The organism is Pelosinus fermentans DSM 17108, assembly GCF_000271485.2.
In the GTDB taxonomy this organism is placed as follows: Bacteria; Bacillota; Negativicutes; order DSM-13327; family DSM-13327; genus Pelosinus; species Pelosinus fermentans.
Genome location: NZ_AKVN02000001.1, coordinates 1,965,577 through 1,989,955, shown reverse-complemented (window position 1 = coordinate 1,989,955; position 24,379 = coordinate 1,965,577). Strand labels below are relative to the sequence as shown.

23 protein-coding genes and 1 other annotated feature are annotated in these 24,379 nt (G+C 39.7%); all 23 genes read right to left on the bottom strand.

Annotated features, from left to right (window positions below; all coding sequences use genetic code 11):
- Positions 1-137: 137 nt before the first annotated feature.
- Positions 138-1,010: an RnfABCDGE type electron transport complex subunit B gene (gene rnfB / locus FR7_RS08875; protein WP_007936193.1), complete on the bottom strand. Its 873-nt coding sequence runs from the start codon at positions 1,008-1,010 to the stop codon at positions 138-140.
- Between the two features lie 19 nt (positions 1,011-1,029).
- On the bottom strand, positions 1,030-1,611 hold the full coding sequence (locus tag FR7_RS08870) for an electron transport complex protein RnfA (protein WP_007936191.1): 582 nt from the start codon (positions 1,609-1,611) through the stop codon (positions 1,030-1,032).
- Positions 1,611-2,240 (bottom strand): electron transport complex subunit RsxE, encoded by a 630-nt coding sequence (gene rsxE, locus FR7_RS08865; RefSeq protein ID WP_007936188.1) that lies wholly within the window; start codon positions 2,238-2,240, stop codon positions 1,611-1,613. The genes FR7_RS08870 and rsxE overlap by 1 nt, the downstream gene beginning before the upstream one ends.
- Positions 2,241-2,250: 10 nt before the next feature.
- Complete coding sequence (locus FR7_RS08860; protein ID WP_007936186.1) at positions 2,251-2,817, bottom strand: RnfABCDGE type electron transport complex subunit G; 567 nt, start codon at positions 2,815-2,817, stop codon at positions 2,251-2,253.
- A gap of 5 nt (positions 2,818-2,822) precedes the next feature.
- On the bottom strand, positions 2,823-3,812 hold the full coding sequence (locus FR7_RS08855; protein WP_007936185.1) for an RnfABCDGE type electron transport complex subunit D: 990 nt from the start codon (positions 3,810-3,812) through the stop codon (positions 2,823-2,825).
- Between the two features lie 12 nt (positions 3,813-3,824).
- Positions 3,825-5,147, bottom strand: coding sequence for an electron transport complex subunit RsxC (gene rsxC / locus FR7_RS08850; protein ID WP_007936183.1), 1,323 nt, complete (start codon positions 5,145-5,147; stop codon positions 3,825-3,827).
- 140 nt (positions 5,148-5,287) lie between these two features.
- Positions 5,288-5,713: a SoxR reducing system RseC family protein gene (locus FR7_RS08845; protein ID WP_007936181.1), complete on the bottom strand. Its 426-nt coding sequence runs from the start codon at positions 5,711-5,713 to the stop codon at positions 5,288-5,290.
- 351 nt (positions 5,714-6,064) lie between these two features.
- A complete protein-coding gene (locus tag FR7_RS08840; protein ID WP_007936180.1) occupies positions 6,065-6,454 on the bottom strand; it encodes a biotin/lipoyl-containing protein in 390 nt (129 codons plus the stop codon).
- Positions 6,455-6,489: 35 nt separating this feature from the next.
- Positions 6,490-6,636 (bottom strand): hypothetical protein, encoded by a 147-nt coding sequence (locus FR7_RS23820; protein WP_007936179.1) that lies wholly within the window; start codon positions 6,634-6,636, stop codon positions 6,490-6,492.
- An 18-nt stretch (positions 6,637-6,654) separates the two neighbouring features.
- Positions 6,655-8,184 (bottom strand): methylmalonyl-CoA decarboxylase subunit alpha, encoded by a 1,530-nt coding sequence (gene mmdA, locus FR7_RS08835; RefSeq protein ID WP_007936178.1) that lies wholly within the window; start codon positions 8,182-8,184, stop codon positions 6,655-6,657.
- Between the two features lie 96 nt (positions 8,185-8,280).
- Positions 8,281-8,688 carry a methylmalonyl-CoA epimerase gene (gene mce / locus FR7_RS08830; protein WP_007936177.1) on the bottom strand — a complete coding sequence of 136 codons (408 nt, stop codon included), beginning with the start codon at positions 8,686-8,688 and terminating at the stop codon, positions 8,281-8,283.
- Between the two features lie 21 nt (positions 8,689-8,709).
- Positions 8,710-9,648: a methylmalonyl Co-A mutase-associated GTPase MeaB gene (gene meaB, locus FR7_RS08825; RefSeq protein ID WP_007936176.1), complete on the bottom strand. Its 939-nt coding sequence runs from the start codon at positions 9,646-9,648 to the stop codon at positions 8,710-8,712.
- A gap of 49 nt (positions 9,649-9,697) precedes the next feature.
- Positions 9,698-10,090: a cobalamin B12-binding domain-containing protein gene (locus tag FR7_RS08820; protein WP_007930421.1), complete on the bottom strand. Its 393-nt coding sequence runs from the start codon at positions 10,088-10,090 to the stop codon at positions 9,698-9,700.
- Positions 10,091-10,109: 19 nt separating this feature from the next.
- Positions 10,110-11,756 (bottom strand): acyl-CoA mutase large subunit family protein, encoded by a 1,647-nt coding sequence (locus tag FR7_RS08815; protein WP_007930428.1) that lies wholly within the window; start codon positions 11,754-11,756, stop codon positions 10,110-10,112.
- Between the two features lie 15 nt (positions 11,757-11,771).
- Entirely contained in the window at positions 11,772-13,280 is a 1,509-nt protein-coding gene (locus tag FR7_RS08810; protein ID WP_064448909.1) for an acetyl-CoA hydrolase/transferase family protein, read from the bottom strand.
- A 30-nt stretch (positions 13,281-13,310) separates the two neighbouring features.
- Complete coding sequence (locus tag FR7_RS08805) at positions 13,311-13,961, bottom strand: redox-sensing transcriptional repressor Rex (protein ID WP_007936725.1); 651 nt, start codon at positions 13,959-13,961, stop codon at positions 13,311-13,313.
- A gap of 312 nt (positions 13,962-14,273) precedes the next feature.
- Positions 14,274-15,536 carry an O-antigen ligase family protein gene (locus FR7_RS08800; RefSeq protein ID WP_007944632.1) on the bottom strand — a complete coding sequence of 421 codons (1,263 nt, stop codon included), beginning with the start codon at positions 15,534-15,536 and terminating at the stop codon, positions 14,274-14,276.
- A gap of 113 nt (positions 15,537-15,649) precedes the next feature.
- Positions 15,650-16,933 (bottom strand): bifunctional folylpolyglutamate synthase/dihydrofolate synthase, encoded by a 1,284-nt coding sequence (locus FR7_RS08795; RefSeq protein WP_007936723.1) that lies wholly within the window; start codon positions 16,931-16,933, stop codon positions 15,650-15,652.
- A gap of 160 nt (positions 16,934-17,093) precedes the next feature.
- Positions 17,094-19,772 carry a valine--tRNA ligase gene (locus FR7_RS08790; protein ID WP_007936722.1) on the bottom strand — a complete coding sequence of 893 codons (2,679 nt, stop codon included), beginning with the start codon at positions 19,770-19,772 and terminating at the stop codon, positions 17,094-17,096.
- A gap of 73 nt (positions 19,773-19,845) precedes the next feature.
- Positions 19,846-20,082, bottom strand: a binding site (T-box leader).
- 115 nt (positions 20,083-20,197) lie between these two features.
- Positions 20,198-21,484 carry an ArsB/NhaD family transporter gene (locus FR7_RS08785; protein WP_007936721.1) on the bottom strand — a complete coding sequence of 429 codons (1,287 nt, stop codon included), beginning with the start codon at positions 21,482-21,484 and terminating at the stop codon, positions 20,198-20,200.
- A gap of 265 nt (positions 21,485-21,749) precedes the next feature.
- Positions 21,750-22,304: a 3'-5' exonuclease gene (locus tag FR7_RS08780; protein WP_007936720.1), complete on the bottom strand. Its 555-nt coding sequence runs from the start codon at positions 22,302-22,304 to the stop codon at positions 21,750-21,752.
- A 185-nt stretch (positions 22,305-22,489) separates the two neighbouring features.
- Complete coding sequence (locus FR7_RS08775) at positions 22,490-22,978, bottom strand: hypothetical protein (protein WP_007936719.1); 489 nt, start codon at positions 22,976-22,978, stop codon at positions 22,490-22,492.
- A gap of 124 nt (positions 22,979-23,102) precedes the next feature.
- Positions 23,103-24,374 carry an SLC13 family permease gene (locus FR7_RS08770; protein WP_007936718.1) on the bottom strand — a complete coding sequence of 424 codons (1,272 nt, stop codon included), beginning with the start codon at positions 24,372-24,374 and terminating at the stop codon, positions 23,103-23,105.
- Between the last annotated feature and the right edge of the window lie 5 nt (positions 24,375-24,379).

The window sequence follows — 24,379 nt, the reverse complement described above, 5'->3', positions numbered from 1 at the left end:
ATCAGCCTTTGTTATCTACTTTACCGCCTTGTCGGTTAGTCTAGATTATTTTACCGCAAAAACCCTTAACATGCAAATGAGATACATATAAAAAACCGCAGAAGATTTTTTCTTCTGCGGTTAATTAGCAATTTTCTCTATTTTGCGCAAGATGCACAAGCAAGAGTCGTACTTGCTTCATTTTCTGTACCAGGTACAATCCCTGTTACAAAAGGACGAATCGCCTTTGTCGGGCATTTACTTAAGCATACAGCATCCGAACATTTTTCTTCGCAAATCTTAGCATCTACAATAGCCAAATTATTCCCCATTTTTATCGCTTCATATGGACACTGACGCATACAAAGGGAACAGCCAATACAAGCAACACTACAGGCCTTTTTCGCTACAGCACCTTTATCTTTTGAATTGCAATTTACACGAACTCTTGCTCCAACAGGCATAAGAGAAATGACTTGTTTAGGACATACGCTAACGCATTTACCGCAGGAAGTACACTTCTCAGGGTCAATGACAGGTAATCCTTCTGGACTCATAGTCATAGCATCAAAAGGGCAGCTTTTAACACAGGTACCTAATCCTAAGCAGCCATATTTACAAGATTTTGGTCCGCCAAAAAGTAAATTGGCAGCAACGCAATCTTCGACACCTGTATATGCATAGGATCTTTTAGCCTTATCATGAGTACCTGCACATTGCACTTGGGCAATTTGCGGTTCCATAGGAGCAGCTGCTTTTCCTGTAAGTTCAGCAACAAGTTTTGCCACTGCGTCTTTACCTGGTGAACATAAATTAGGTGCTACATCAGGATTGAGCACAACTGCCTCAGCATAAGCCATACAACCAGCATAACCACAGGCACCGCACTGTCCTTTCGGCAAAACATCCTCTACGATATGGATGAGCGGATTAACTTCGATGGAAAACTTTTTGTTTGAATAAGCCAATAGAAAACCAAAAAATACCCCCAGAGACGTCAATACCATCAATATCAATATTGGTGTACTCATTTTTCATCACCTTCTATCATTATAGTGTGATCATTCCTGAAAAACCAAAGAATGACAATGCCAACATTCCTGCCAAAATGAAAGAAATACCCAGTCCTTCCAAGGATTTTGGTACATCTGCATATTGTAGTTTTTCCCGCAGGCTAGCCATTAAAATTAGAGCCAAAGCAAATCCGACTCCAGAGCCAATTGCAAGTACAAAACTTGTCATAAAACCATTATGAGACTCAGCATTAGTAATCGGCACGGCGATTACAACACAGTTAGTCGCAATCAGCACAAGATAGATTCCCCACATATTATATAAAGCTGGGGCATGTTTTTTAATAACCATTTCCAGTAATTGTACAAGCCCGGCAATCAGTACCACAAATGTTATTAACATGAGTACTTCCAACCCAAGGGGGTGGAGAACATAATTATATACTGCCCAAGCAAGCAAAGTACTTATTGTCATAACTGACGTAACTGCCATCCCCATACCAATTGAGGCGTTGAGATTCTTCGATACACCGAAAAAGATACATAAGCCTAAGAATTGAGTCAACACCATATTATTGGTAATTGCCGAAGCAACAAATAATTTTAAATATTCCTCCATTATGCATCACTCCCTTGTTTCGCTAGCTTTAATTTGGCTTGGTGTTGACCAATCAAATTAAAGCTAGCAATCATGAGTCCTATGACAATAAATCCACCTGGTGGCAAAATCATAATGAGCGCGGGGTCATAAGATGCCCCGAAAACTGGCATACCCATTAACGTACCATTACCAAATAGTTCACGGACGACGGCAATAAATACCATAGCACCAGCAAAACCTGCACCCATTCCCAGACCATCCAAAAATGATGGAAAAACAGGATTCTTAGCTGCAAATACTTCTGCCCTGGCTAGAATAATCGCAAACACAACAATAAGATTTAAATAAAGATAGAGTTCCTTATATATATCTGGAAGGTAAGCTTGTAATGTTAAAATAAGCACTGTAACAATCGTGGCAATGGACGTAATGTATACAGGAACCCGCACTTTAGGATTAACCCATTTACGAAAAATGGATACGACTACGTTATTTGCTGTAATAACAAACATAACTGACAACCCCATGGCCAATGCATTATAGACATTGGAAGTTACCGCCAACGCCGGACACAAGCTTAAAGCAAGGCGGAATATGGGGTTCTGATCAAACAAACCTTTATAAAAGATGTCCCATAAATTTTTCATATTCAGCACCTCACTTCTTTTTGTCGGCTGCAAAAGCGGCTACTTCTTCCACAGCTTCCTTAATTCCTTTGGTCACAGCACGAGAAGTAATCGTTGCTCCAGTTAACGCCTGAATATTTTTATCACTAGGAACTTTTACTACTTCTAAATTTTCTGCTGCTTTGCCAGCAAATTGCTTACGAAAGGCTGGCTTATCAGCTTTATCCCCAAGACCTGGCGTTTCCTTATGACTTAGAATCGCATAATCGATAATTTTGCCATCAACAGATACAGCAGTCAACATTTTTATAGCTCCTGCATAACCTTTACTTTCAGCTGGTACAACATATGCAATTACTTTTCCATCTTTTAGTGCTGCATACCAGCCTGTTTTTCCTTCAATAGCTTTAAAATCCTGCGCATCAGCAACTAATGCTTTTCGTGCCTGATTATCAAGTTGAATTCTCGTTTTAGCAGCGATCGGTGCCGTCACAGCATAAGTACCTGCAATTACTGCGCTTGAAAGCAAACAAGCAAGCGTAAGATTAATACCTACTTTAAAAACACTATTATTTTCTTCATGTGCATCATGTGCCATATGCCCTACCTCCTTGCACCATATTTTACAGGTCTTACTAAACGGTCAATCAGGGGTGTGACGCAGTTCATCAATAATATTGCATAACATACGCCTTCAGGATAACCGCCCTGCAAACGGATTAGGACAGTAAGAGCACCAGCTCCCACAGCAAAAATTATTTGACCCTTAGTAGTAATCGGAATGGTTACCATATCTGTCGCCATGTAAAAGGCGCCTAAGATAAGACCTCCAGACATCATGTGGAAAAGCGGATCTCCGCCAAAAGCAGCAGTCAACGCTCCTACAGTACCAATCATGACAACTGGAACCTGCCATTTGATATATCCCTTATAGATAAGATAAATCCCGCCTAAAAGTAAAAGAATAGCCGAAGTTTCTCCCATACTTCCAGCCCGCTCACCTAGAAATAAAGACTTGTACATAGCAGCTTGATCGCCAAAAGTTGCTACAAGCTTTTCGTACCCTTGCAGCTTAAGAATACCTAAAGGAGTGGCTGATGTCAGCCCGTCCACTTTGCCAACCATATCTCTTGAGATTGGCCAAGTAGTCATAGCAATCGGCCAGGATGCAAGAATAAATGCACGCCCAATAAGAGCAGGATTAAAAATGTTAAATCCTAAACCACCCATAGTATGTTTTGCAACAGCAATGGCAAAAATAGCCCCTACCAGCGGCATATACCACGGCAATGTTGCAGGAATATTCATTGCAAGCAGCAAACCTGTTAAAAAGGCACTGCCATCTCCTATAACCATAGGCTTATTCTGCCATTTTAAGATTAAGTATTCCGTTACCACTGCAGCAACAATACAAATAACTAGATTAACAAATGCAGGCATTCCGAAATTAAAGATAGAGAAAAGTGCTGCAGGCGCTAGCGCTGCGTTAACGCTCCACATAATTTTTGAAATTGATTCATCACACCGGATGTGGGGTGATGCCGAAACCATTAAATGATCTATTTCTATTTTTGTTTTTGCTTCTATGCTCATACAGCCACCTCCTTATTTCTTCGCCGCCATTGCTGCATTTTGCGCTTTGGACAATTTAATATAATGAACGATGTTACGTTTTGCAGGACATACATATACACAAGAACCGCATTCCACACAATCCAATAAATCATATTCTTCCTTAGCTACTGAATATGCATCACGTTCCGCTAATATGCTCAGCATACTAGGCACTAATCCCATTGGACATGCTTCTACACAACGCCCGCAGCGTATACAGGGACGCTCTGGACCGATATTAACATCAGCCTCACTTAATGCGAGAATACCTGAAGTTCCTTTTATAATGGGCACATCAAGAGTACGTTGTGCCATTCCCATCATAGGTCCACCCATTATCACTTTAACTGGTACTTCAGTAAATCCACCACACAATGTTACAGCTTGGGCAAATGTAGTACCAATTCGTAATAATAAATTTTTAGGCTGCGCAATCGCACCACCAGTAACAGTTGTTACCCGCTCAATCAATGGGATTCCTTTTTCTACAGCATCTGCAATGGCTACCACAGTACCAACATTTTGAACTACTACACCAACATCCATGGGCAATCCACCAGAAGGTACATCCGTACCGCAAATTACACCAATCAATGTTTTTTCTGCTCCCTGGGGATATTTCGTCTGAAGGGGTACTACTTCAATTCCGTCAATTCCAGTACAGGCTTTATTCATTACAGCAATTGCATCAGGTTTATTTTCTTCTATGCCTATATATCCTTTACTTACGCCCAATACTTTCATTGCAATCTGCACACCCGTCACGATTCTTTCTGACTGTTCTAACATCACTCGATGATCTGCAGTAAGGAATGGTTCGCATTCTGCTGCATTTAATATAAAGGTATGAATCGGTTTTTCTGCAGGTGGAGCCATTTTCACATGTGTAGGAAATGTTGCTCCTCCCATGCCAACCATACCTGTTTGACGAATAATTTCCTTAATTTCTGCCGCCTCTAAAGTTTTCCAATCACGTTGCAGTGGCAAACCTTCTACCCATTCATCTTGCCCATCACTTTCAATGACAACTGACATACAGGTACCAAATACTGGATGGGGATACTCAGCAAGTTCTACTACCTTACCTGAAGTAGAGGCATGTATCGGGCTTGAAACGAAAGCCTGAGCTTCAGCTATTACTTGCCCTTTTTTAATTAGATCCCCAACTTTTACTATTGGTGAGCATGGTGCACCAATGTGTTGTCTCACAGGAATAATGACTTTCTCAGGTATAGGCGCAATTTCAATCGGTTTACTTGCGGTATACCTTTTACGGTCGTCGGGATGTACACCCCCACGAAAGCTTTTTGCCATAATTTCACCCCTCTTAAACTAACTAATGTCATTTATTTTCCTCAGCCTGCAAAGGAAGGCTTATTTAAATGAAGGTCCTTCATTTAACCTCGTCCCTCTTATCCTTTAACTTAGCTCTGACCTACAGGCCTTACGATGCTTTAGTCATTAGATAAAATTCGTACAATCATCGGTTGCATCTTACTATCGGATCTGGCAGCAGAATCGAAAAATTTAATATACACGACTGATAAAATGAAAGCAAACGTACCACCAATAATCTGAAACCATAATGGCTGATAGCTTAAATGCTCGGCAAACATTCCACCTATAACCGCACCAAAAAAGATTAAAATTAGTGGTAAAATATACACAATAAAAGCAGCTTTTAACATATTCACTTCTCTGACTTCGATAGCTACACGCTGACCAATCTTGGCTCCTATATCATTTCTCGCCTCAAGTACCAATGCCGAATTTCCGGGACAAGCTCCACAGTTTTCACAGTCATTATGGCGACTTGTCTTTACTTTTGCCAAATGATTGCCAACCACTTCAAGAACGATTCCTTCTTGTTGCTTATCCATAAAAAGAGCCCCTTTCTACATTACTGCCTGTTGGAATATAAATCACATAGGTTTACTCTACACCAATTAATTAGCCCCTGTCAATCATTCAGAAGCAATATTCTGAATCCTACAGCAGTTACTTTTTTCACGTTATTTGCCGCTATTCGTTATTCTATTATTGTAATTATTGTTTGATAATTCTAATAATTTGATTTTATTTTGTAAATTCGTATAATATACAACCTTTAATGAGATCAACTACCTAAATCATTTTATGTTTTATATGAAAATAAAGGACTGTCTCAAGGATTATAAAACTCCTTTGAGACAGCCCTTAAAATTATTTAATATATATTAAATAATTTTTATTTACTTAATAACAGCCAAAACTTCATTTGGTTTTACACTTTGATCAGCTGCTACATTAATGGATTTTACAGTGCCATCAACAGGAGCAGTAATCTCATTTTGCATTTTCATTGCTTCAAGAATCAACAAAACATCGCCTTTTTTCACTGCTTGTCCTGCTTGAGCAAGTACTTTTACAATTTTGCCAGGCATTGGGGAAGGAACACCAGTTTCACCAGCGCCAACTTCAGCAGCAGCAGGTGCAGCAGCGGCAGCTGGAGCTGCTGCTTTAGGAGCAGCAGGAGCAGCGGCAGGTTTTGCTGCAGGAGCAGCCACTGCTTTTGCTTCTTTTACTTCTTCTACTTCAACCTGATATGCAGTACCATTCACAGTAATATTAAATTTCTTCATTTTACTAACCTCCAAATATTTATAATATACTTATTTTATGCGTTTTTGCGACCAGCAATAGACCATTCATTGCTATTGCGTATAATTTTTACAGCCTGAAAACCTGTGCCCAACATTTCATAAATAGCCGCAGTAATAACTGCTACTACTTCTGGAGAAACACCTTTTGCATTTATCTTCATACTATTCCACACCTTCCTTTATAGAGGAATGTTGCCATGTTTCTTTTGCGGCCGTTGTTCGCGCTTGCTAGCCAGCATACTTAAAGCAGTGATAATACGAGGTCTAGTTTCTTTTGGTTCAATAACCTGATCAACGAAACCACGTTCTGCCGCTTTATATGGAGTGGCAAATTCTGCTATATATTCTTCAGTTTTGGCTTTAACGTCTGGATCGCCACGGAATATTATGTTGGCTGCGCCGGCAGGTCCCATAACAGCAATCTCAGATGTTGGCCAAGCCATAACTTGATCCGCACCCAAATCTTGTGAACACATTGCTAAATAAGAACCACCGTAAGCTTTACGAGTGATTACTGTCACCTTTGGCACTGTTGCTTCTGAATAGGCATATAGCATTTTAGCACCGTGACGAATAATTCCACCATATTCTTGACTAACACCTGGTAAGAATCCTGGAACGTCAACTAAGTTGACCAAAGGAATATTAAAGGCGTCACAAAAACGAATAAAGCGGGCAGACTTATCCGATGCATCCACATCTAAACAACCTGCCATTACTGATGGCTGGTTAGCAATAATTCCTACGGTTTGACCATCAAAACGAGCAAAGCAAGTAAGAATATTTCTTGCAAAATACGGCTGTACTTCATAGAAATCACCATTATCAACAATGGCAGAAATAATATCTTTCATGTTGTAAGGTTGATTTGGATTATCAGGTAACAGCGTATTTAAAGAATCTTCCATACGATTTACGTCATCTGTATTTAAGACAACTGGAGATCCTTCCAGGTTATTACCAGGCAAGAAACTCATCAAACAACGAATTTGCTCTAAGCAATCTTCATCATTTTCCGCAACAAAATGAGCTACCCCGGAGGTTGTATTGTGAGTCATAGCCCCACCCAACGCTTCCGCTGTAACTTCTTCTGCAGTAACAGACTTAATTACTTGCGGACCAGTAATAAACATTTGACTGGTATTCTTAACCATATAAATGAAATCAGTCAGAGCTGGAGAATACACCGCACCACCAGCGCATGGTCCCATAATAACTGAAATCTGAGGAATTACCCCTGAAGCCAATGTATTATTATAGAATATTTTACCATAACCAGCCAGCGCATCTACTGCTTCTTGAATACGTGCGCCGCCTGAATCATTAATACCAATGATAGGAGCCCCCATTTTCAAGGCTAACTGTTGTACTTTCACAATTTTAGCAGCATGCATTTCACCTAACGATCCACCAACTACAGTGAAATCTTGAGCAAATACATACACTAAACGTCCTTCAATTGTTCCATAGCCGGTAACAACACCTTCAGCAGGAGCATCTACAGAAGCCATATCAAAATTTACACATCGATGAGTAACAAACTGATCCAGCTCAACAAACGTGTTAGGATCTAGTAGTTTTTCTACACGTTCACGAGCAGTTAACTTGCCAGTAGCATGTTGCTTATCAATCCGCTTTTGACCGCCGCCTAATTTGATTTTTTCCTGCCTTGCTTTTAAATCTTCAATCTTCTCTTGGACTGTAGCCATTTTACACCTCCAACAACATTCAAATATCACTATATAGTAAGACTATATAATCTGCAATATTTTCTAATTGTATACATTATATAACTCTATCAAGTCTTACTTACGTTCTGATAACTCAAGTAAAATGCCGCCAGTCGCTTTAGGATGAACAAAAGCAATCGCTGCACCGCCTGCACCATAACGAGGGGCTTCATCAATCATGCGAACACCTTTTGCTTTCAAATCAGCAATCGCAGCTTCGATATTATCCACACGCAAAGCAAGATGCTGTATACCTTCACCATTCTTGTCAATATATTTAGCAATAGGGCCATCTGGTGAAGTGGATTCTAAAAGCTCAATCTCACTATCTCCACAAGGATAGAAACAAACTTTCACTTTCTGTTGTTCTACGGTTTCCTCGCCTGCTGCTTCCATACCAAGTACTTCGCTATAAAACTTCTTAGCCTGTTCTAGATCTTTTACGGCAATACCAATATGGTCTACTTTTAATGTTTTAAACATATTAAATCCTCCTTTTTTCAATTATCGTAAAATAGTTGTCATTATGCCATCAACAACAGCATATGGATTTTTTTCGCGTTTTTCTACACTGATTACTAACTCATCGAATTTTCCATAAGCCAATAGCTGTTTTCGCACATATCTGCCAACCTGCTCATCAAGCATCGCTAACAATTCACTTTTGGTACGATTGGTGCGACGGTTGACAAATTGACCCGATTCTTTTGAGTGAACAATCTGCTTTTCAATCGCTTCAGCTAACTCGTTTATACCTTCACCACGATTTGCTATAACACGTTGAATCGGTGGACGCCACTCTATTTTATCCTGATTTAAGTCCAGCATCATTTCTAGCTCAGTATGAAGGCGGTCAACCCCTTCATGATCTGCCTTATTAATGGCAAAAACATCACCAATTTCTAATATACCGGCTTTAATCGCCTGAATATCATCACCTAAACCAGGTACTAGTACTACTAAAGTAGTATCAGCAGTTTTGACAATATCAACTTCCGACTGCCCTACACCAACGGTTTCAACAAGAACCACATCAAAACCGAAAGCATCTAAAATCTTAATTGCTTCCGATGTCTTACGGGATAAACCACCCAAACTGCCTCTAGTACCCATACTGCGAATGAAAACACCTTGATCCAAGGTTAGCTCATTCATGCGAATACGGTCACCTAAGATAGCTCCACCTGAAAAAGGGCTTGTAGGATCGATTGCGATAATACCTACGGTTTTCCCCTGACGGCGGTATTCTTTAGCTAGTTTATCCGTTAATGTACTTTTTCCTGCGCCTGGTGGTCCAGTAATGCCAATAATATGAGCATTACCAGTATGAGAATATAACGTTTGCATAATCGATACTGCATTATCATATTCATTTTCCACAGCCGTGATAGCCCTGGAAAGGGCTAATCGAGAACCTTTTAATAATTCATCTGCAATATTCATTGGTTACACCACCTTATGCTACTGTAACACAGCCTAGGCTATGTTATTTTTATTTCACATTTTCCTTGATGTAATCAATGATAGTAGTTGTTGATGTACCTGGCGTAAACACTTCGGATATGCCAGCTGTTTTAAGAACCGGTATATCAGCATCAGGAATAACGCCGCCACCAATGATTAATACATCTGTCATACCTTTTTCATGGATTAACTCAACAATACGTGGGAACAAGTGATTGTGAGCACCAGATAATAAACTCAACGCAATTACATTTACGTCTTCTTGCAGCGCAGCTTCTGCTATTTGCTCGGGAGTTTGACGCAGACCCGTATAAATTACCTCAAAGCCTGCATCACGCAGGGCACGAGCTACTACTTTCGCTCCCCGATCATGTCCATCCAAACCAGGTTTTGCAACTAATACTCTAACACGTTTTTCCATCGTTATTCCTCCTATCCTCTTACAGTGTTGCATGCGCTTGGTATTCACCAAAAACTTTACGCATTACGCCACAAATTTCACCAAGTGTTGCATAGGTTTTTACTGCTTCTAAGATGATTGGCATCAAATTAACGCTGTCATCACCGCAAGCTGCTTCTAGTTTTGCCAACGCCGCAGTTACAGCAGCATTATCCCGCTTTGCTCTTAGATCAGCAAGCTTTTTCTTTTGCAATTCACCTACAGAAGCATCTACACGTAAGAGGCCTTCTACTGGTTTTTCTTCAATTTGGAATTTGTTCACACCAACAATGACTCGATCATTGTTTTCTACTTCTTTTTGCCATTTATATGCACTGTCTTGAATTTCCCGCTGGATATAACCTTCTTCAATCGCAACAACAGCACCGCCGATGTCATCAATTTTTTGAATGTATTTCAATGCTTCTGCTTCGATTTGGTTTGTCATTGCTTCTACATAGTAGGAACCCGCTAAAGGATCTACTACATCTGCTAAACCACTTTCATAGGCTACAATTTGCTGGGTACGAAGTGCAACACGTACGGAAGCTTCCGTAGGCAATGCCAATGCTTCATCTTTAGAGTTGGTGTGTAAGGACTGGGTTCCACCCATAACAGCCGCTGCCGTCTGCAAGGCAACACGTACTACATTGTTGTCTGGCTGTTGCGCAGTCAGCATGGATCCTGCTGTTTGTGTATGTACACGAAGCATCCAGGATTTAGGATTTTTAGCACCAAAGCGTTCTTTCATGATTTTCGCCCATACACGACGAGAAGCACGGAATTTTGCTACTTCTTCTAATACATTATTGTGCGCATTCCAGAAGAAGGATAAGCGGCCAGCAAAGGCATCTACATCAAGTCCAGCTTTAATTGCCGCTTCGCAGTACGCAATACCATCTGCAATGGTGAAAGCAATTTCCTGCGCTGCAGTGGAACCAGCTTCACGAATGTGATAACCAGAGATGGAAATGGTATTCCAGTTCGGTACATTCTTTGAACAATATTCAAAGATATTGGTAATCAAACGCATGGATGGCTTTGGAGGGAAAATATACGTACCGCGAGCTGCATACTCTTTCAAAATATCATTTTGAATGGTACCATTTAATTTTTCTGGTCCAATGCCATTTTTCTCGGCTACTGCAATATACATGGCAAGCAGTACAGAGGCTGGTGCATTAATCGTCATCGAAGTGGATACTTTACCCAAATCAATTTGGTCAAATAAAATTTCCATATCTGCCAAAGAGTCAATGGCTACCCCTACTTTACCAACTTCACCTTCGGATATGATATCATCTGAGTCATATCCGATTTGAGTAGGCAAGTCAAAGGCGCAAGATAGACCCGTACCACCGGATTCTAAGAGGTAACGATACCGTTTGTTAGATTCTTCAGCTGTTGAGAAGCCAGCATACATACGCATGGTCCAGAAACGACCGCGATACATTGTCGGCTGCACACCACGGGTAAAGGGATAGGATCCTGGTAATCCTAAATCTCTTTCATAATCTTGACCCTCAAGGTCTAGCGGAGTATATAATCGGTTATACTCCAGGTTTTTACGTTCTGGGAATTTGGCACTTGCTTTTTCTACTTTGGCAGTATACTCTGCCACTTTTAATTTTAAACTCTCATTATCCATACTAATAATCCTCCTTTACTGCTTCTTCATGGTGCCAGTCTCTATAAACCGGGTGTGCCATGAAAGTGCTTCGGTTAAAATATGTGGTGTTTGCGCACATTTTGTCGCTTTTTCGGCTCTTTCCAGATAGTCCATCAGCATAGGCTTATAGTCTGGATGAGCACAATTTTCTATAATTACCCGTGCCCGTTCTTTTGGACTAAGTCCACGGACATCGGCCACACCCAATTCAGTTACAAATATATCGACATCATGTTCTGTATGATCCACATGGGAAACCATAGGAACAATGGATGAAATGGCTCCATTTTTTGCGGTGGAGGTACTAAAGAAGCAGGTTAGATATGCATTACGGGCAAAATCTCCTGAACCGCCTATACCATTCATCATTTTTGTACCCATGATATGAGTCGAATTTACATTCCCATAAATATCGAGTTCAATGGCTGTATTCATGGCAATAACGCCTATCCTTCTGGCAATTTCAGGACTATTTGCTATTTCCTGAGGACGCAGCATCATGATTTTTCGATAGGTATCAATATTTTGGTAGAATCTTTCCAGTCCAGCAGGCGATGGGGAGAACGAAGTACCAGATGCCGATTTTAACTTGCCAACATCCGCTAAATCGAGCATTCCATCTTGAATGACTTCTGTGTACACTTCTAAATCCGTAAATTCAGATTCAGCAAAGCCGCTTACTACTGCATTGGCAACGGATCCTACACCGGATTGCAGCGGTAAGAGTCCTTTGGGCATGCGTCCAGCTTTTATATCTTTTTTCAAAAAGTCAATAAAAAGTGCACTCATCGCTCTGGCATCATCATCAATGGCTGCTAAATCACGAACATCATCCCGAATATCACATGGAACGATGTAGGTTATTTTATCAAGACCACATGGGATATAAGGAGTCCCAATACGATCATCGGCTTTTACAATCGGAATTGGCAGACGATGAGGAGGATCCAGCGGAATATATACATCATGCATTCCTTCTAAGGCTAAGGGCTGGCTTGTATTGACTTCCACGATCACAATGTCGGCACTTTGCACAAAGGAGGCAGAGTTCCCCATGGATGTGGTCGGTATAATATGTCCTTCTTCGGTAATGGCACATGCTTCAATAATCGCTACATCCACCTTACCGCCTAAAAATCCATATCGAGACATTTGAGCTGTGTGACTCAAATGTAAATCGCAGTATTTTACGCCACCGGAGTTTAAGGATTTGCGAATCTCATTATTAGTCTGATAGGGTAATCTTTTATTAATCCCATTTACGGCGGCTAACGCACCATCTAATTCTTTTCCTACGGATGCACCAGTCCAAAGGTTAATTTGGAAATGTTCTTTTTTGATTCGTTCAGCTAATGCCAACGGTACGGCTTTGGGATAACCAGATGGCGTAAATCCACTGGTTCCGATATTCATTCCAGGCTTAATAACTGTCGCTGCTTCTTCGGCGCTCACTATTTTGGCATGAAGCGCTTTATTACGCACACGATCTTTGATATCAATCATTTTAACACTTTCCTCCATACATTTGAGTGATTAATTTGTTGGTGTCTGCCGGGCTAAGTAGAAGGATAAGCTACTTAATCCTACTGACAAGTCTTCATTGATAACTCGAACAGCTTCAGGCACCTTGATTTTTCTCGGGGCAAAATTCCATATGCCCCGTACTCCAGCAGCAACTAATTGATCAGCTACTTCCTGAGCATACATTTCGGGCACGGCAATAATGCCAATGTGAATTGTCCTTTCCTCCATCACCTCTTTTAATCGGTCTAAATGAAAGACCTCTGTACCTTTTATACATTGCCCAATTTTATTGGGATCAACATCAAACATAGCTACTAAATTGAAACCTAATGAATCAAAATTACGGTAATTAGCCAATGCCCAGCCTAAGTGTCCTACACCCACCACAGCAATATGCCAATTGTAATCAAGTCCTAAGATTTCTCCTATATTGCGAATGAGTTCACTCACATAGTAGCCAACACCCTTTTTGCCAAATTGACCAAAAGAAGCTAAATCTTTACGAATTTGTTCCGGAGTCACCCCTAAACGCTGCCCCAGTTCTTCTGAAGAAATAATCTCCATACTTTCTTCCTGACTTAGCCTTAGGGTCCGAAAATATAATGGTAAACGATCTATCGTAGCTTTGGAAATGGAAATTTTGTCTTTACTGTCTTTCAAGCCAGAATCCTCCCTCGAATGTAAGTGGCGAATGAGCAGTTAACATTCTTTTCTCTATTTTCTCTCATTTCTCTAGTATGTACAATTTCTCACATAAACTAAAAAATCCTGCCTCTTATTAAGATATTATTTTATTTTTATTTAAATTTTTTAATTATTTTCAACATATTCTTACTTTTTATGCTAAAAATGCATTTTAATTCCTTCTATTCTATGTAATATGCAATTAACGCATAAACCGCATTCTTAAAGGCTTTGTTTTCCTTGATAGCAAAAATAGAGCACAATGGCTCTATTTTTTGTAACAATACTCTATATTACTTTTTTCAATCGAAAATTCTGATCCTGCCGCTGATTATTTTGCTGCCAAACTACTACAATGAGTGCATTCAATAACCAAAACAACATGGAAAGCTGTATATTAAACATTACATAATCCGTAAACCCATTTACAATCAAACCAAATATCGCTCCTACAATTCCTAACATAATTCCGGATGACCATCGAAAAGACTCTCTTACTGAAGATAAGGCTAAACGCAAATGTCCACACATGATTGTCAAAAAGGTAATCAAACCTGGAATACCAATTTCAGCAGCAATATTTAAATACATATTATGAGCATGAAAAATCTTAGTATTCGGATTATTTATGAAAAAATCATAGTCGGGATATACCATCCAATAAGCTCCCCAACCAATGCCCAAAAATGGCTTATTTGCAATCATCGCAATTGTACTTTCCCATAGAGCTAATCGAAGCGTTGATGAAGTATCAGTAGGATTCATAATTGACATGAGCCGCTCTAGTAATGCATCATGAGCAAAAAATGCAATAACAGGCAATAACAACAGCAGCCAAAATACTTTACGATTGCACAACATACCATACATAGCTACAATGGCTAGTACGCTAAGCCAGGCACCTCGCGAGTAAGTAAGAAGTAGACATCCGCCAAACAAGATTACTAACACAGAATATACTATTTTATACTTATTCTCCTGTGCTTTGTATCCCATACCTGAAGCAATTGCCATCATAGTAACTAAAAACCCAGCCAACAAATTAGGGTTTTCCAGAGTAGAAAAAACTCGCATCTTTAGATCTGGAAACTGCTCTCCATCGACCCACTCAAGAGCTGAAAGGGTCGATCCAAAGAAATATTGATAAAAGCCATACAGAGAAACCACTACCGCCGATGTTAACATACTCCATATAAGCCGTTTTACTTGACTGCTAGAGCGCATATTATTGACAACCAAATAATAAAGTAATATGTATCTTCCCATTAAGTTGTAATAATTATAAAAACTAAAGTCTCTATCAGGGGATGCCAAAATAGAAGCAGCCGATAATAGGACTAACAAAGCTATACCAGCATCAAAAGGAGTCGCCTTAAAATCCATTTTTTGCTGAACTATGATTTTTCCCAGCCATAACAAAGCACCTAGACCTAGAAAGATACTGCTCCATTTAAGGGACAATGGCAAAAAAAAGGTCACCGCCAGTATGCAGTGCTCAATCAAATATTCTAAAAAATACTGGGTATGGGTAGTTCTATATGTTATATACATAAATTCACCCGTCTAATAGCACTTACCATTTAGTATTTTCTACGTACTCATACTATTTAGTAACTGCCAAATTCAATACCATTTTTAATTATAGCTAAGAAAGAGCCATTTGTCTAGCTACATATTATTTTTCGGACGGCACCAATCAGATATAAGGAACCTGCAACACAAAGAATGTCTTCTTCACTGGCTAATAATTGAGCACGTTTTACCCCTTCCTCAATTGAAGAGGCGACTTCTACATGTTCAGCCTTTATTTCCCGGGCAACCATTTCTGGTTTTCCTGCTCTTTCAGACATAGGGGCCACAACAACTACTTTATCTTGCAATCGTATTAATGTGGTAACCATAGTCTTCACATCTTTATCTTGTAAAATTCCTAACAAGAAAATTATTTTTTTTCCTCTACAAAATCGATCTAAATTTTCCCGCAGTGCTCTTATCCCATCGGGATTATGTGCACCATCAATAATCACAGTCGGTCGTCCAGGCATAACCTCAAACCGTCCAGGCCACCGTACTGTTAGTAGTCCCTTTTCGATTGCAGATAGATCAATACGTCTTTCATCTTTTCCCAGAACCATTGCAGTCATAACTGCGACTGCACAATTATCGACTTGATGTCCGCCTAGAAGATTAACAAGAAAGGGAACTGCTTTTCTTTCAGTTCCAATCGCTACCATTACTCTTTGACATTCCCCTTCCATTTCAAGAAATGCTGCTGAAAAATCTTCTCTGAATACGTAACAAGTCGCTGCGCTTTTTTGTGAGATATTTTTTATAACATCTAAAGCTTCTCCTTGGGCACCTGTAATCACCGGGACATTTTCTTTAATAATTCCTGATTTATGATAGGCAATTTCCCTTACGGTACTGCCACATTTATCTGTATGGTCCAGAGTAACGTTGGTAATCACTGTTATTTCAGGCATAATCACATTGGTTGAATCCAAAAGCCCGCCCAAACCAACTTCAATTACAGCATACTCCACACCGCAGGCTGCAAAATAATAAAATGCAGCAGCCGTTAGCACTTCAAATTCAGTTGGATGACCAAATCCTTGCTCTACTATTTTCCCCATAAATCTACTTGTATACGCAATAGCCTCTCCAAATTCATCAGGAGTAATTTCTTTTCCATTCACAATCATACGTTCTGTATACGCAGATAAGTGGGGCGATGTATACATACCTGTTTTTATTCCTGAAGACCTTAGAATGGATGCTAACATTGCTGTCGTTGATCCTTTGCCATTCGTACCAGCTATATGAATGGTTTTAAATTTTTTTTCCGGATGGTCCATCAATTCTAATAGCTTTTCAATTCTAGCTAAGCCTAAATTAATGCCAAACTTAGTTAAATTAGTTAAATAGGTCAGGGCTTCTTCATATGTCATTGTTTTCACGCCTTCCTAAACAAACTGAAAAATAATGGAACCACAAAAGTACAAAGGACAAAAGGAGACTTTAATAAACTTCCTTCATACCTACTTTATATGCCTTAAAGCAGCACTGTGCCTTTGTGGTTCACAAACCATACCACTCTATTTACTACCTTTACAACGTAGCCAAATAAGCTAACCGTTCCCGAATTGCTGTTTGTTTTTCTTGATACTCTTCTGCTTTTGCTTTTTCTTTTGCAATCACTTCTGCTGGTGCCTTCGCTACAAAACCTTCATTAGAAAGCTTTCCATCAATACGAGCAATTTCTTTGCCTAATGTTGTTAATTCTTTATTTAAGCGAAGAGATTCTTTTTCTATATCAATTAAACCTTTTAATGGCAGATAAATTTCCACACCACTCACTACTGCAGTCATCGCATTATCTGGTTTGGCGTCATCGGCTCCTAACAATTGGACAGATTCTGCTGAAGCCAGAGTTTTTATATACTGTAAATTGCTTGCAAACACCTGCTGAAATTCACTAGCTATAATTTGCAAAATAACTTCACTCTTTTTCCCTGGCGGCACGTTCACTTCCGCTCTCATATTGCGAATTGACTTAATGGTTTCCATCATTGTAACCATCTGTTGTTCGGTATCTTCATTAACAAGTATTGCTGAATTGTCAGCAGGCCAATCAGCTACCATGATGCTCTGTCCATCATGAGGCAAATGCTGCCAAATACTTTCTGTAATAAATGGCATAAATGGATGCAACAGTTTTAATGTATTTTCTAATACATACCATAAGACATACTGAGCAGTATTCCGATCCTGGACTGCTTCTTTGTTGTACAATCTTGCTTTTGCCATTTCAATGTACCAGTCACAATATTCATTCCAAATAAATTCATATAACAGACGAGCTGCTTCTCCTAATTCAAAGCGTTCTAAATTACGAGTTACCTCACTCACCGTCTTAGCGTAACGGCTTAAGATCCATTTATCTGCTAATGTGAAATAATCCTTCTCCTTGGCTGCGGCACCATAACTTGCTAATTGTTCCACAGTGGTTACGTCTTCTAAATTCATCAATACAAAGCGAGATGCATTCCAAAGCTTATTGGCAAAATTACGACTAGATTCTACCCGTTCCCAATAAAAGCGCATATCATTTCCCGGCGTATTACCTGTCACTAATGTAAAACGTAGAGTATCTGCACCATTTTTATCAATAACTTCCAATGGATCAATCCCATTTCCTAAGGATTTACTCATTTTACGTCCTTGTGAGTCACGTACCAAGCCATGAATAAATACATGTTTAAAAGGAATTTCTTTCTTAAATTCTAAACCCATCATAATCATTCTGGCTACCCAGAAGAAAATAATATCATAACCAGTTACCAGTACACTTGTAGGGTAAAACTGCTCTAATTCTTCTGTAGCTTCTGGCCATCCCATGGTAGAAAAAGGCCATAAGCCGGAGCTAAACCAAGTATCTAATACATCTTCATCTTGTTCTATGCGATGACTGCCGCATTTAGGGCATGCAGTAACTGCTTCACGAGCTACAATGGTTTCTCCACATTCACAATACCAAGCTGGAATACGATGTCCCCACCAAAGCTGGCGAGAAATACACCAATCCCGAATATTCTCCATCCAATTAATATAGGTTTTAGTAAATCGCTCAGGCACAAACTGAATGGCACCTGTTGTCACAGCCTCAATCGCCGGTTCTGCTAATGACTGAATTTTAACAAACCACTGCTTAGATACTAATGGTTCTACAACAGTAGTACAACGCTGACAGTGCCCTACAGCATGCATATGGTCATCCACTTTTACCAAAGAACCTATTTCTTCTAAGTCAGCAACCAATATTTTACGGCACTCATAACGATCCATCCCTGCATATTTACCAGTATCCGCTGCCATTGTACCATCGTTAGCAATTACAACGATTTGGGGTAAATTATGACGCAGCCCCATTTCAAAATCATTCGGGTCATGAGCAGGCGTTATCTTAACAGCACCTGTACCAAAAGCAGGATCTACATATTCATCTGCAATAACTGGAATCAGCCGTCCTACTAAAGGCAATACTAATTGTTTCCCAATTAAATCACGAAAGCGAGCATCTTCTGGATTTACAGCTACTGCAGTATCACCCAGCATGGTTTCTGGCCGAGTCGTAGCCACCGTGACATATTCCCCCTGGCTTCCCTTTACCAGATAACGAACATGATATAAATTCCCTGGTTTTTCTTCATGTTCTACTTCAATATCGCTAAGTGCAGTATTACAACGAGGACACCAATTGGTAATGCGGTTGCCCTGATAAATAAGTCCCTTCTCGTATAATGAGACAAAAACCTCACGCACTGCTTCAGAGCAGCCTTCATCCATGGTAAAGCGCTCTCTTTGCCAATCACAAGAAGCACCTAAACTTTTTAATTGTTTAATAATCCGATCCCCATACTGCTCTTTCCATTCCCAAACTTTTTCGATAAACTTCTCACGCCCCAGATCGTGGCGAGAGCTGCCTTCTTTAACCAACATTTCTTCTACTTTTATTTGCGTAGCAATACCAGCATGGTCGGTTCCTGGCATCCACAAGGTATTGTAGCCTTGCATACGGCGAAAACGAATTAGAATGTCCTGCAAGGCATTATCTAACGCATGGCCCATATGTAACTGCCCAGTTACATTAGGCGGGGGAATCACAATGCTAAAAGGTTTTTTGTCCTTATTTACTTCCTCATGAAAGAAACCATTCTCTTCCCAATATTTATACCACTTTTCTTCCACTGCCTGTGGGTCATACACAGTTGGAATATTCTTTTCCATCTAGAGATCCTCCTACTATTTAATAACTATGAGAAAAATATTATGCTGAAAAAATAGAAAAGCCCTTTCATCCTAAAAGGACGAAAGAGCATACTTTCGTGGTACCACCTTGTTTCTTTGAGATAACTCTACTCTTTAGAATCACTCAAACTCCAGTACCATAACGGGGCATACCGACTGCACCTACTATCAATTCAATGCAATAGCTCCAGGACTACCTTCCGCTATCCCACTTCCGAGAGATCTTTCAGCCACGGATCTCCTCTCTATACGGCGGTAATAACGTACTCCTTCCTATCATAGCCTCTAAAAATATATACTATATACTATACCCATAGTATATAGTATTTGTCAAGAATACATACAAGATTCTATACTCTAGAAATAAATATCCACTCAATTAGCAGCTTATCTCATACCTATAGTTATCCAAGATATCTTAAATAAATATATACACTAGAAATCACAATTGATAATATCATTAACGGAAATGCCACTTTAAAGTATTTTATAAAAGAAATGCTATGACCATTTTGTGCGGCTAGCCCAACAACAATCACATTAGCGCTAGCTCCAATTAATGTACCATTTCCTCCTAGACAAGCTCCTAGGGCTAAGCTCCACCAGAGAGGTTCAAGATTAGCAACGCCCATGGTTCCCATTTCTTTGATAAGGGGAATCATCGTAGCCACAAAGGGAATATTATCAACAAAAGCCGAAGCAATCGCACTCAGCCACAAGATCACCATTGCAGTAGCCACGGAATTACCTGCCGTTAAATTCATTAGATCTTGGGCTAATACAGAAATAATACCCGTCTCAACTAATCCAGACACCAGGATAAATAAGCCAACGAAGAAGAAAATCGTTAACCATTCAATTTTGTGAAAAATCCTTTCCAGCTCATGTTCTGATTGGGCATAGGTCATTATTAATAATAATACTGCTCCGGAAAGGGCAACCGTAGCCGACTCTAAATGAAGAACCTGATGAAAGCAGAAAGCGCCGATAGTAATTGAAAGGACAAACAACGATTTTTTAAGCAAAGGAATATCTTGAAGTTGCTTTTTCTCATCCAGTTCCATTACTTTCGCTTTAAGTTCCTCCGTAGTCTTCAGACGATTGCGATAAATAAGCACCAATATCCCTAATGTAATAACCAGAATGAAGCATGAAATCAATGCTAAATTATTAATAAATGCTGCAAATGTTAACTCTTTCACGGCACTGCCAATCATAATATTGGGAGGATCGCCAATCAAAGTTGCTGTACCGCCAATATTTGATGCAATGATTTCCGTAATTAAATATGGTATTGGCGGAACTTTCAGCTGAGCAGTAATGCTGAAAATAACAGGAGTCATTAAAAGCACCGTTGTTACGTTGTCTAAAAGTGCCGAACTTACAGCAGTTAAAATAGCAAGGGAAACTAAGAGCTTCACAGGATCAGCATTCACTTTTTTAGCTGCCCATATTGCTAAATAATTAAATAAGCCTGTTTGACTAACAATCGAGACCATAATCATCATCCCGATCAAAAGTCCAATTGTATTAAAATCAATATGATGAAACGCTGTTTCTTGATTAATTACCTGAAAGAGAATTAATAAAACAGCTCCTCCCAAAGCAGTAACTGTACGATGAATCTTTTCTGAAATAATTAAGGCATATGCCACTAAAAACACAATGACCGCAATAAGTGATTTTTCCATATAACGTCTCCTCTTATTCCTAGTATTCGATGATAAGCTTATAAAACTCATTCATTGCAATTTTGTTCCTAATCATTACTTCAACCCCTTTTCGCCCTTAGTCTTCCCCAAAAATGCAAAAAGAAGCCTGCCGGGTGACAGACTCCTCCATAAACGTTCCCATATGTATTTGTCTAGCGATATACTAATATCATATGAAAAACGATATCAGCCTATACAAACTAAAAGTATTTTACCACAAGATTACTTTTCCTGTCCATTACACTTACACAAAATCTTTTACTGAGAGCTTTAACAAATGCATCATCTGCAAAAAATTACTTGATTTTAATTCCTGCCCGGCAAGCAGAGCAATTTGAGCACAAGTTCGAGCATCATGCAGAGCATTATGATGATCAAAATCAATCTGAAAACGCTGGGCCAAGGTATTTAACTTATAGTTTTCTCCACCTGGCCATGCTTTTTTGGCAATTTGAACCGTACAAGCATGTTTAAATGCAGGAACGGGTAAAGAATATTCTCGTAAGATACTTCGTAATACACTAATATCAAAGGTCGCATTGTGCGCGATCACAATCTTATTTTCAAGATGAGGACGGATTCTTTCCCACAGTTGATCAAAGGTTGGCTTATTTACTACCTGCTCTGGATGTATGCCGTGAACTTGTATATTCCGAAAATCAAACTTTAGCATAGGTGGTCGAATTAACGAATAAGCCGAGCGCACAATCTGTCCATTTTCTACTGTTACAGCCGCCATACTACATACACTTGACCGGCTGGCATTGGCCGTTTCAAAATCAATTGCAACAAAATCCATTATCCCTTGGCGCTAGGTGCGCACTGCTCCTCTCTATATAAAATATAGCCACTAAAATAATATACTTTGTAGTATATCATTATCTCATCAAAGTTTATAGCCTAAATTCTTTTATATAAAAAAAATGTAGGAATCTCCCAACTTTTCTGAGAGGCTCCTACATTCCATTTAGTGATTCTATTGCCTTACATGCTTTCATATATCTCTGGTCGCAAGATCTTCAACTTATTCATAAATGCATCACTGATTTTAAGGAGCAAACCACAGGCTTTTCCCTTCTCCATAAATGTTAACATTCGAGTATCTCTGCCATCAGCAGCAGAATAGCGATGAATAAGGCGGCTTACGCCCCTACGCTTAAAAATATTTCCTTTATATTGATTGGAATAGCACTCCAGAGAGTCCAAGTGGACTGTAAATGTACGAGAAACATAGAGGAATTGACTTGTAATGATTAGCTCTTTATTTGTTAGCACATAGGTATAGCGTACAGCATAGCGCCACAGTAACAATCCACAAAACAAACCAATATAGGCTATGCCAAGGAAACTGGGTTTCCCTGCAATATATGATTGAACCTCAATTCCCATCCATATGATAAGTGCAATGACAGATAAACCCATCCAGAAAAGTTTTTCTTTACAAAATTGTGATGTTTCTTGATATTTTACCATGATACCTCCGTGTTCAAGTCATTTAGAATGCAAGACCATTTCTCAAGAAAACTCTTACTATTATCATATCGTAAATACACTCAAGGGAGCAAGCATCTTCTTGCCCCCCTGACAAAGGATGATCTTATTTCGGAAAAAATGGCCATACCATGGGAATAATAATAATGGAAACGATAAAGCAGACAAGAACAAGACCGCTCCCAGCTTTCACATAGTCCATAAATTTATATCCACCAGGACCAAGCACCAGTGTATTCGGCGGAGTTCCTACAGGAGTGGCAAAGGCGCAGGATGCAGCAACGGCAATAGCCATCAATACAGCGTGAGGACTGGCTCCGATTCCTTTTGCAATAGAAATGCCAATCGGTGCCAATAAAGCAGTCGAAGCAGTATTAGACATAAACTGCGTCAATCCGCAAGAAAGGATAAAGAGACTTGCAGTCACTACCATCGGTGATGGACTTCCTCCCATTGCATTTACAACAATATCGGCTATCATCTTGCCTGCCCCGCTTTTTTCCATAGCAGCAGCAATCGGCATCATGCCTGCAAAGAGAAAAATAGTTACCCAGTCAATACTATGATAGGCTTGTTTTTCTTTTAAGCAGCCTGTAAGCACAGCAAGAATTGCTCCAATAATGGCAGCGATCTCAAGAGGTATTGCTTTAAGATCAAGTCCCATAACAATCACTACAGCAAGCAGGATAATACCCGAAATCCACATTTTCTTCGGATCATTCACACTCACTTCAATCTCTTGTTCAATTTCTTGATCCGTTGAAATTTCCATTTTAGGCAACAAATGTTTCCCGATAAACATCATGTATACCATACCGGCAATCGTAAGGGGAATACCGATCCAAGCAAATTCGAAAAAGCCAAAAGGCTCAAAGCCGGCAGCTTTTAACGCACCAGCCGCAATAATATTAGGGGGTGTACCAACAAGGGTTATAATCCCTCCTAAGCCAGCAGCAAAGGCCAGAGGCATAAGCTGACGAGAGGCTGAAATCTTAGCCACGGCGCAGATACCAATAATGACAGGCATAAGCGCTGCTGTTGTACCGGTATTGGAGCTAACAGCTGATAAAACTGCAGTAATAAGCATCACCGCAAACATCAAACCATTTTCACTCTTACCGGCATACTTCACGACGGTTTCCCCCATCTTTTGGGCGAGACCAGTGTGAAACATAGATCCACCAATCACAAACATACCTGCGAATAGAATAACTGTGGAGTTAGAAAGGCCCGAGAATACTTGAGTTATAGGAATGACCCCCAGAATACCTAAGGCAATGGCTCCACCCATAGCTGCAATAGCCAAAGGTATCGCCTCTGTAACAAATAACAACGCTACAATTCCCAACACAATAAGTGTTATTATCGCTGGTGACATATATT

What these genes read in the sequence shown, in the direction of transcription:
- rnfB (WP_007936193.1), bottom strand. Translation starts at nt 1,010, where the DNA reads ATGAGTACACCAATATTGATATTGATGGTATTGACGTCTCTGGGGGTA.
- FR7_RS08870 (WP_007936191.1), bottom strand. Translation starts at nt 1,611, where the DNA reads ATGGAGGAATATTTAAAATTATTTGTTGCTTCGGCAATTACCAATAAT.
- rsxE (WP_007936188.1), bottom strand. Translation starts at nt 2,240, where the DNA reads ATGAAAAATTTATGGGACATCTTTTATAAAGGTTTGTTTGATCAGAAC.
- FR7_RS08860 (WP_007936186.1), bottom strand. Translation starts at nt 2,817, where the DNA reads ATGGCACATGATGCACATGAAGAAAATAATAGTGTTTTTAAAGTAGGT.
- FR7_RS08855 (WP_007936185.1), bottom strand. Translation starts at nt 3,812, where the DNA reads ATGAGCATAGAAGCAAAAACAAAAATAGAAATAGATCATTTAATGGTT.
- rsxC (WP_007936183.1), bottom strand. Translation starts at nt 5,147, where the DNA reads ATGGCAAAAAGCTTTCGTGGGGGTGTACATCCCGACGACCGTAAAAGG.
- FR7_RS08845 (WP_007936181.1), bottom strand. Translation starts at nt 5,713, where the DNA reads ATGGATAAGCAACAAGAAGGAATCGTTCTTGAAGTGGTTGGCAATCAT.
- FR7_RS08840 (WP_007936180.1), bottom strand. Translation starts at nt 6,454, where the DNA reads ATGAAGAAATTTAATATTACTGTGAATGGTACTGCATATCAGGTTGAA.
- FR7_RS23820 (WP_007936179.1), bottom strand. Translation starts at nt 6,636, where the DNA reads ATGAAGATAAATGCAAAAGGTGTTTCTCCAGAAGTAGTAGCAGTTATT.
- mmdA (WP_007936178.1), bottom strand. Translation starts at nt 8,184, where the DNA reads ATGGCTACAGTCCAAGAGAAGATTGAAGATTTAAAAGCAAGGCAGGAA.
- mce (WP_007936177.1), bottom strand. Translation starts at nt 8,688, where the DNA reads ATGTTTAAAACATTAAAAGTAGACCATATTGGTATTGCCGTAAAAGAT.
- meaB (WP_007936176.1), bottom strand. Translation starts at nt 9,648, where the DNA reads ATGAATATTGCAGATGAATTATTAAAAGGTTCTCGATTAGCCCTTTCC.
- FR7_RS08820 (WP_007930421.1), bottom strand. Translation starts at nt 10,090, where the DNA reads ATGGAAAAACGTGTTAGAGTATTAGTTGCAAAACCTGGTTTGGATGGA.
- FR7_RS08815 (WP_007930428.1), bottom strand. Translation starts at nt 11,756, where the DNA reads ATGGATAATGAGAGTTTAAAATTAAAAGTGGCAGAGTATACTGCCAAA.
- FR7_RS08810 (WP_064448909.1), bottom strand. Translation starts at nt 13,280, where the DNA reads ATGATTGATATCAAAGATCGTGTGCGTAATAAAGCGCTTCATGCCAAA.
- FR7_RS08800 (WP_007944632.1), bottom strand. Translation starts at nt 15,536, where the DNA reads ATGTATATAACATATAGAACTACCCATACCCAGTATTTTTTAGAATAT.
- FR7_RS08795 (WP_007936723.1), bottom strand. Translation starts at nt 16,933, where the DNA reads ATGACATATGAAGAAGCCCTGACCTATTTAACTAATTTAACTAAGTTT.
- FR7_RS08790 (WP_007936722.1), bottom strand. Translation starts at nt 19,772, where the DNA reads ATGGAAAAGAATATTCCAACTGTGTATGACCCACAGGCAGTGGAAGAA.
- FR7_RS08785 (WP_007936721.1), bottom strand. Translation starts at nt 21,484, where the DNA reads ATGGAAAAATCACTTATTGCGGTCATTGTGTTTTTAGTGGCATATGCC.
- FR7_RS08780 (WP_007936720.1), bottom strand. Translation starts at nt 22,304, where the DNA reads ATGGATTTTGTTGCAATTGATTTTGAAACGGCCAATGCCAGCCGGTCA.
- FR7_RS08775 (WP_007936719.1), bottom strand. Translation starts at nt 22,978, where the DNA reads ATGGTAAAATATCAAGAAACATCACAATTTTGTAAAGAAAAACTTTTC.
- FR7_RS08770 (WP_007936718.1), bottom strand. Translation starts at nt 24,374, where the DNA reads ATGTCACCAGCGATAATAACACTTATTGTGTTGGGAATTGTAGCGTTG.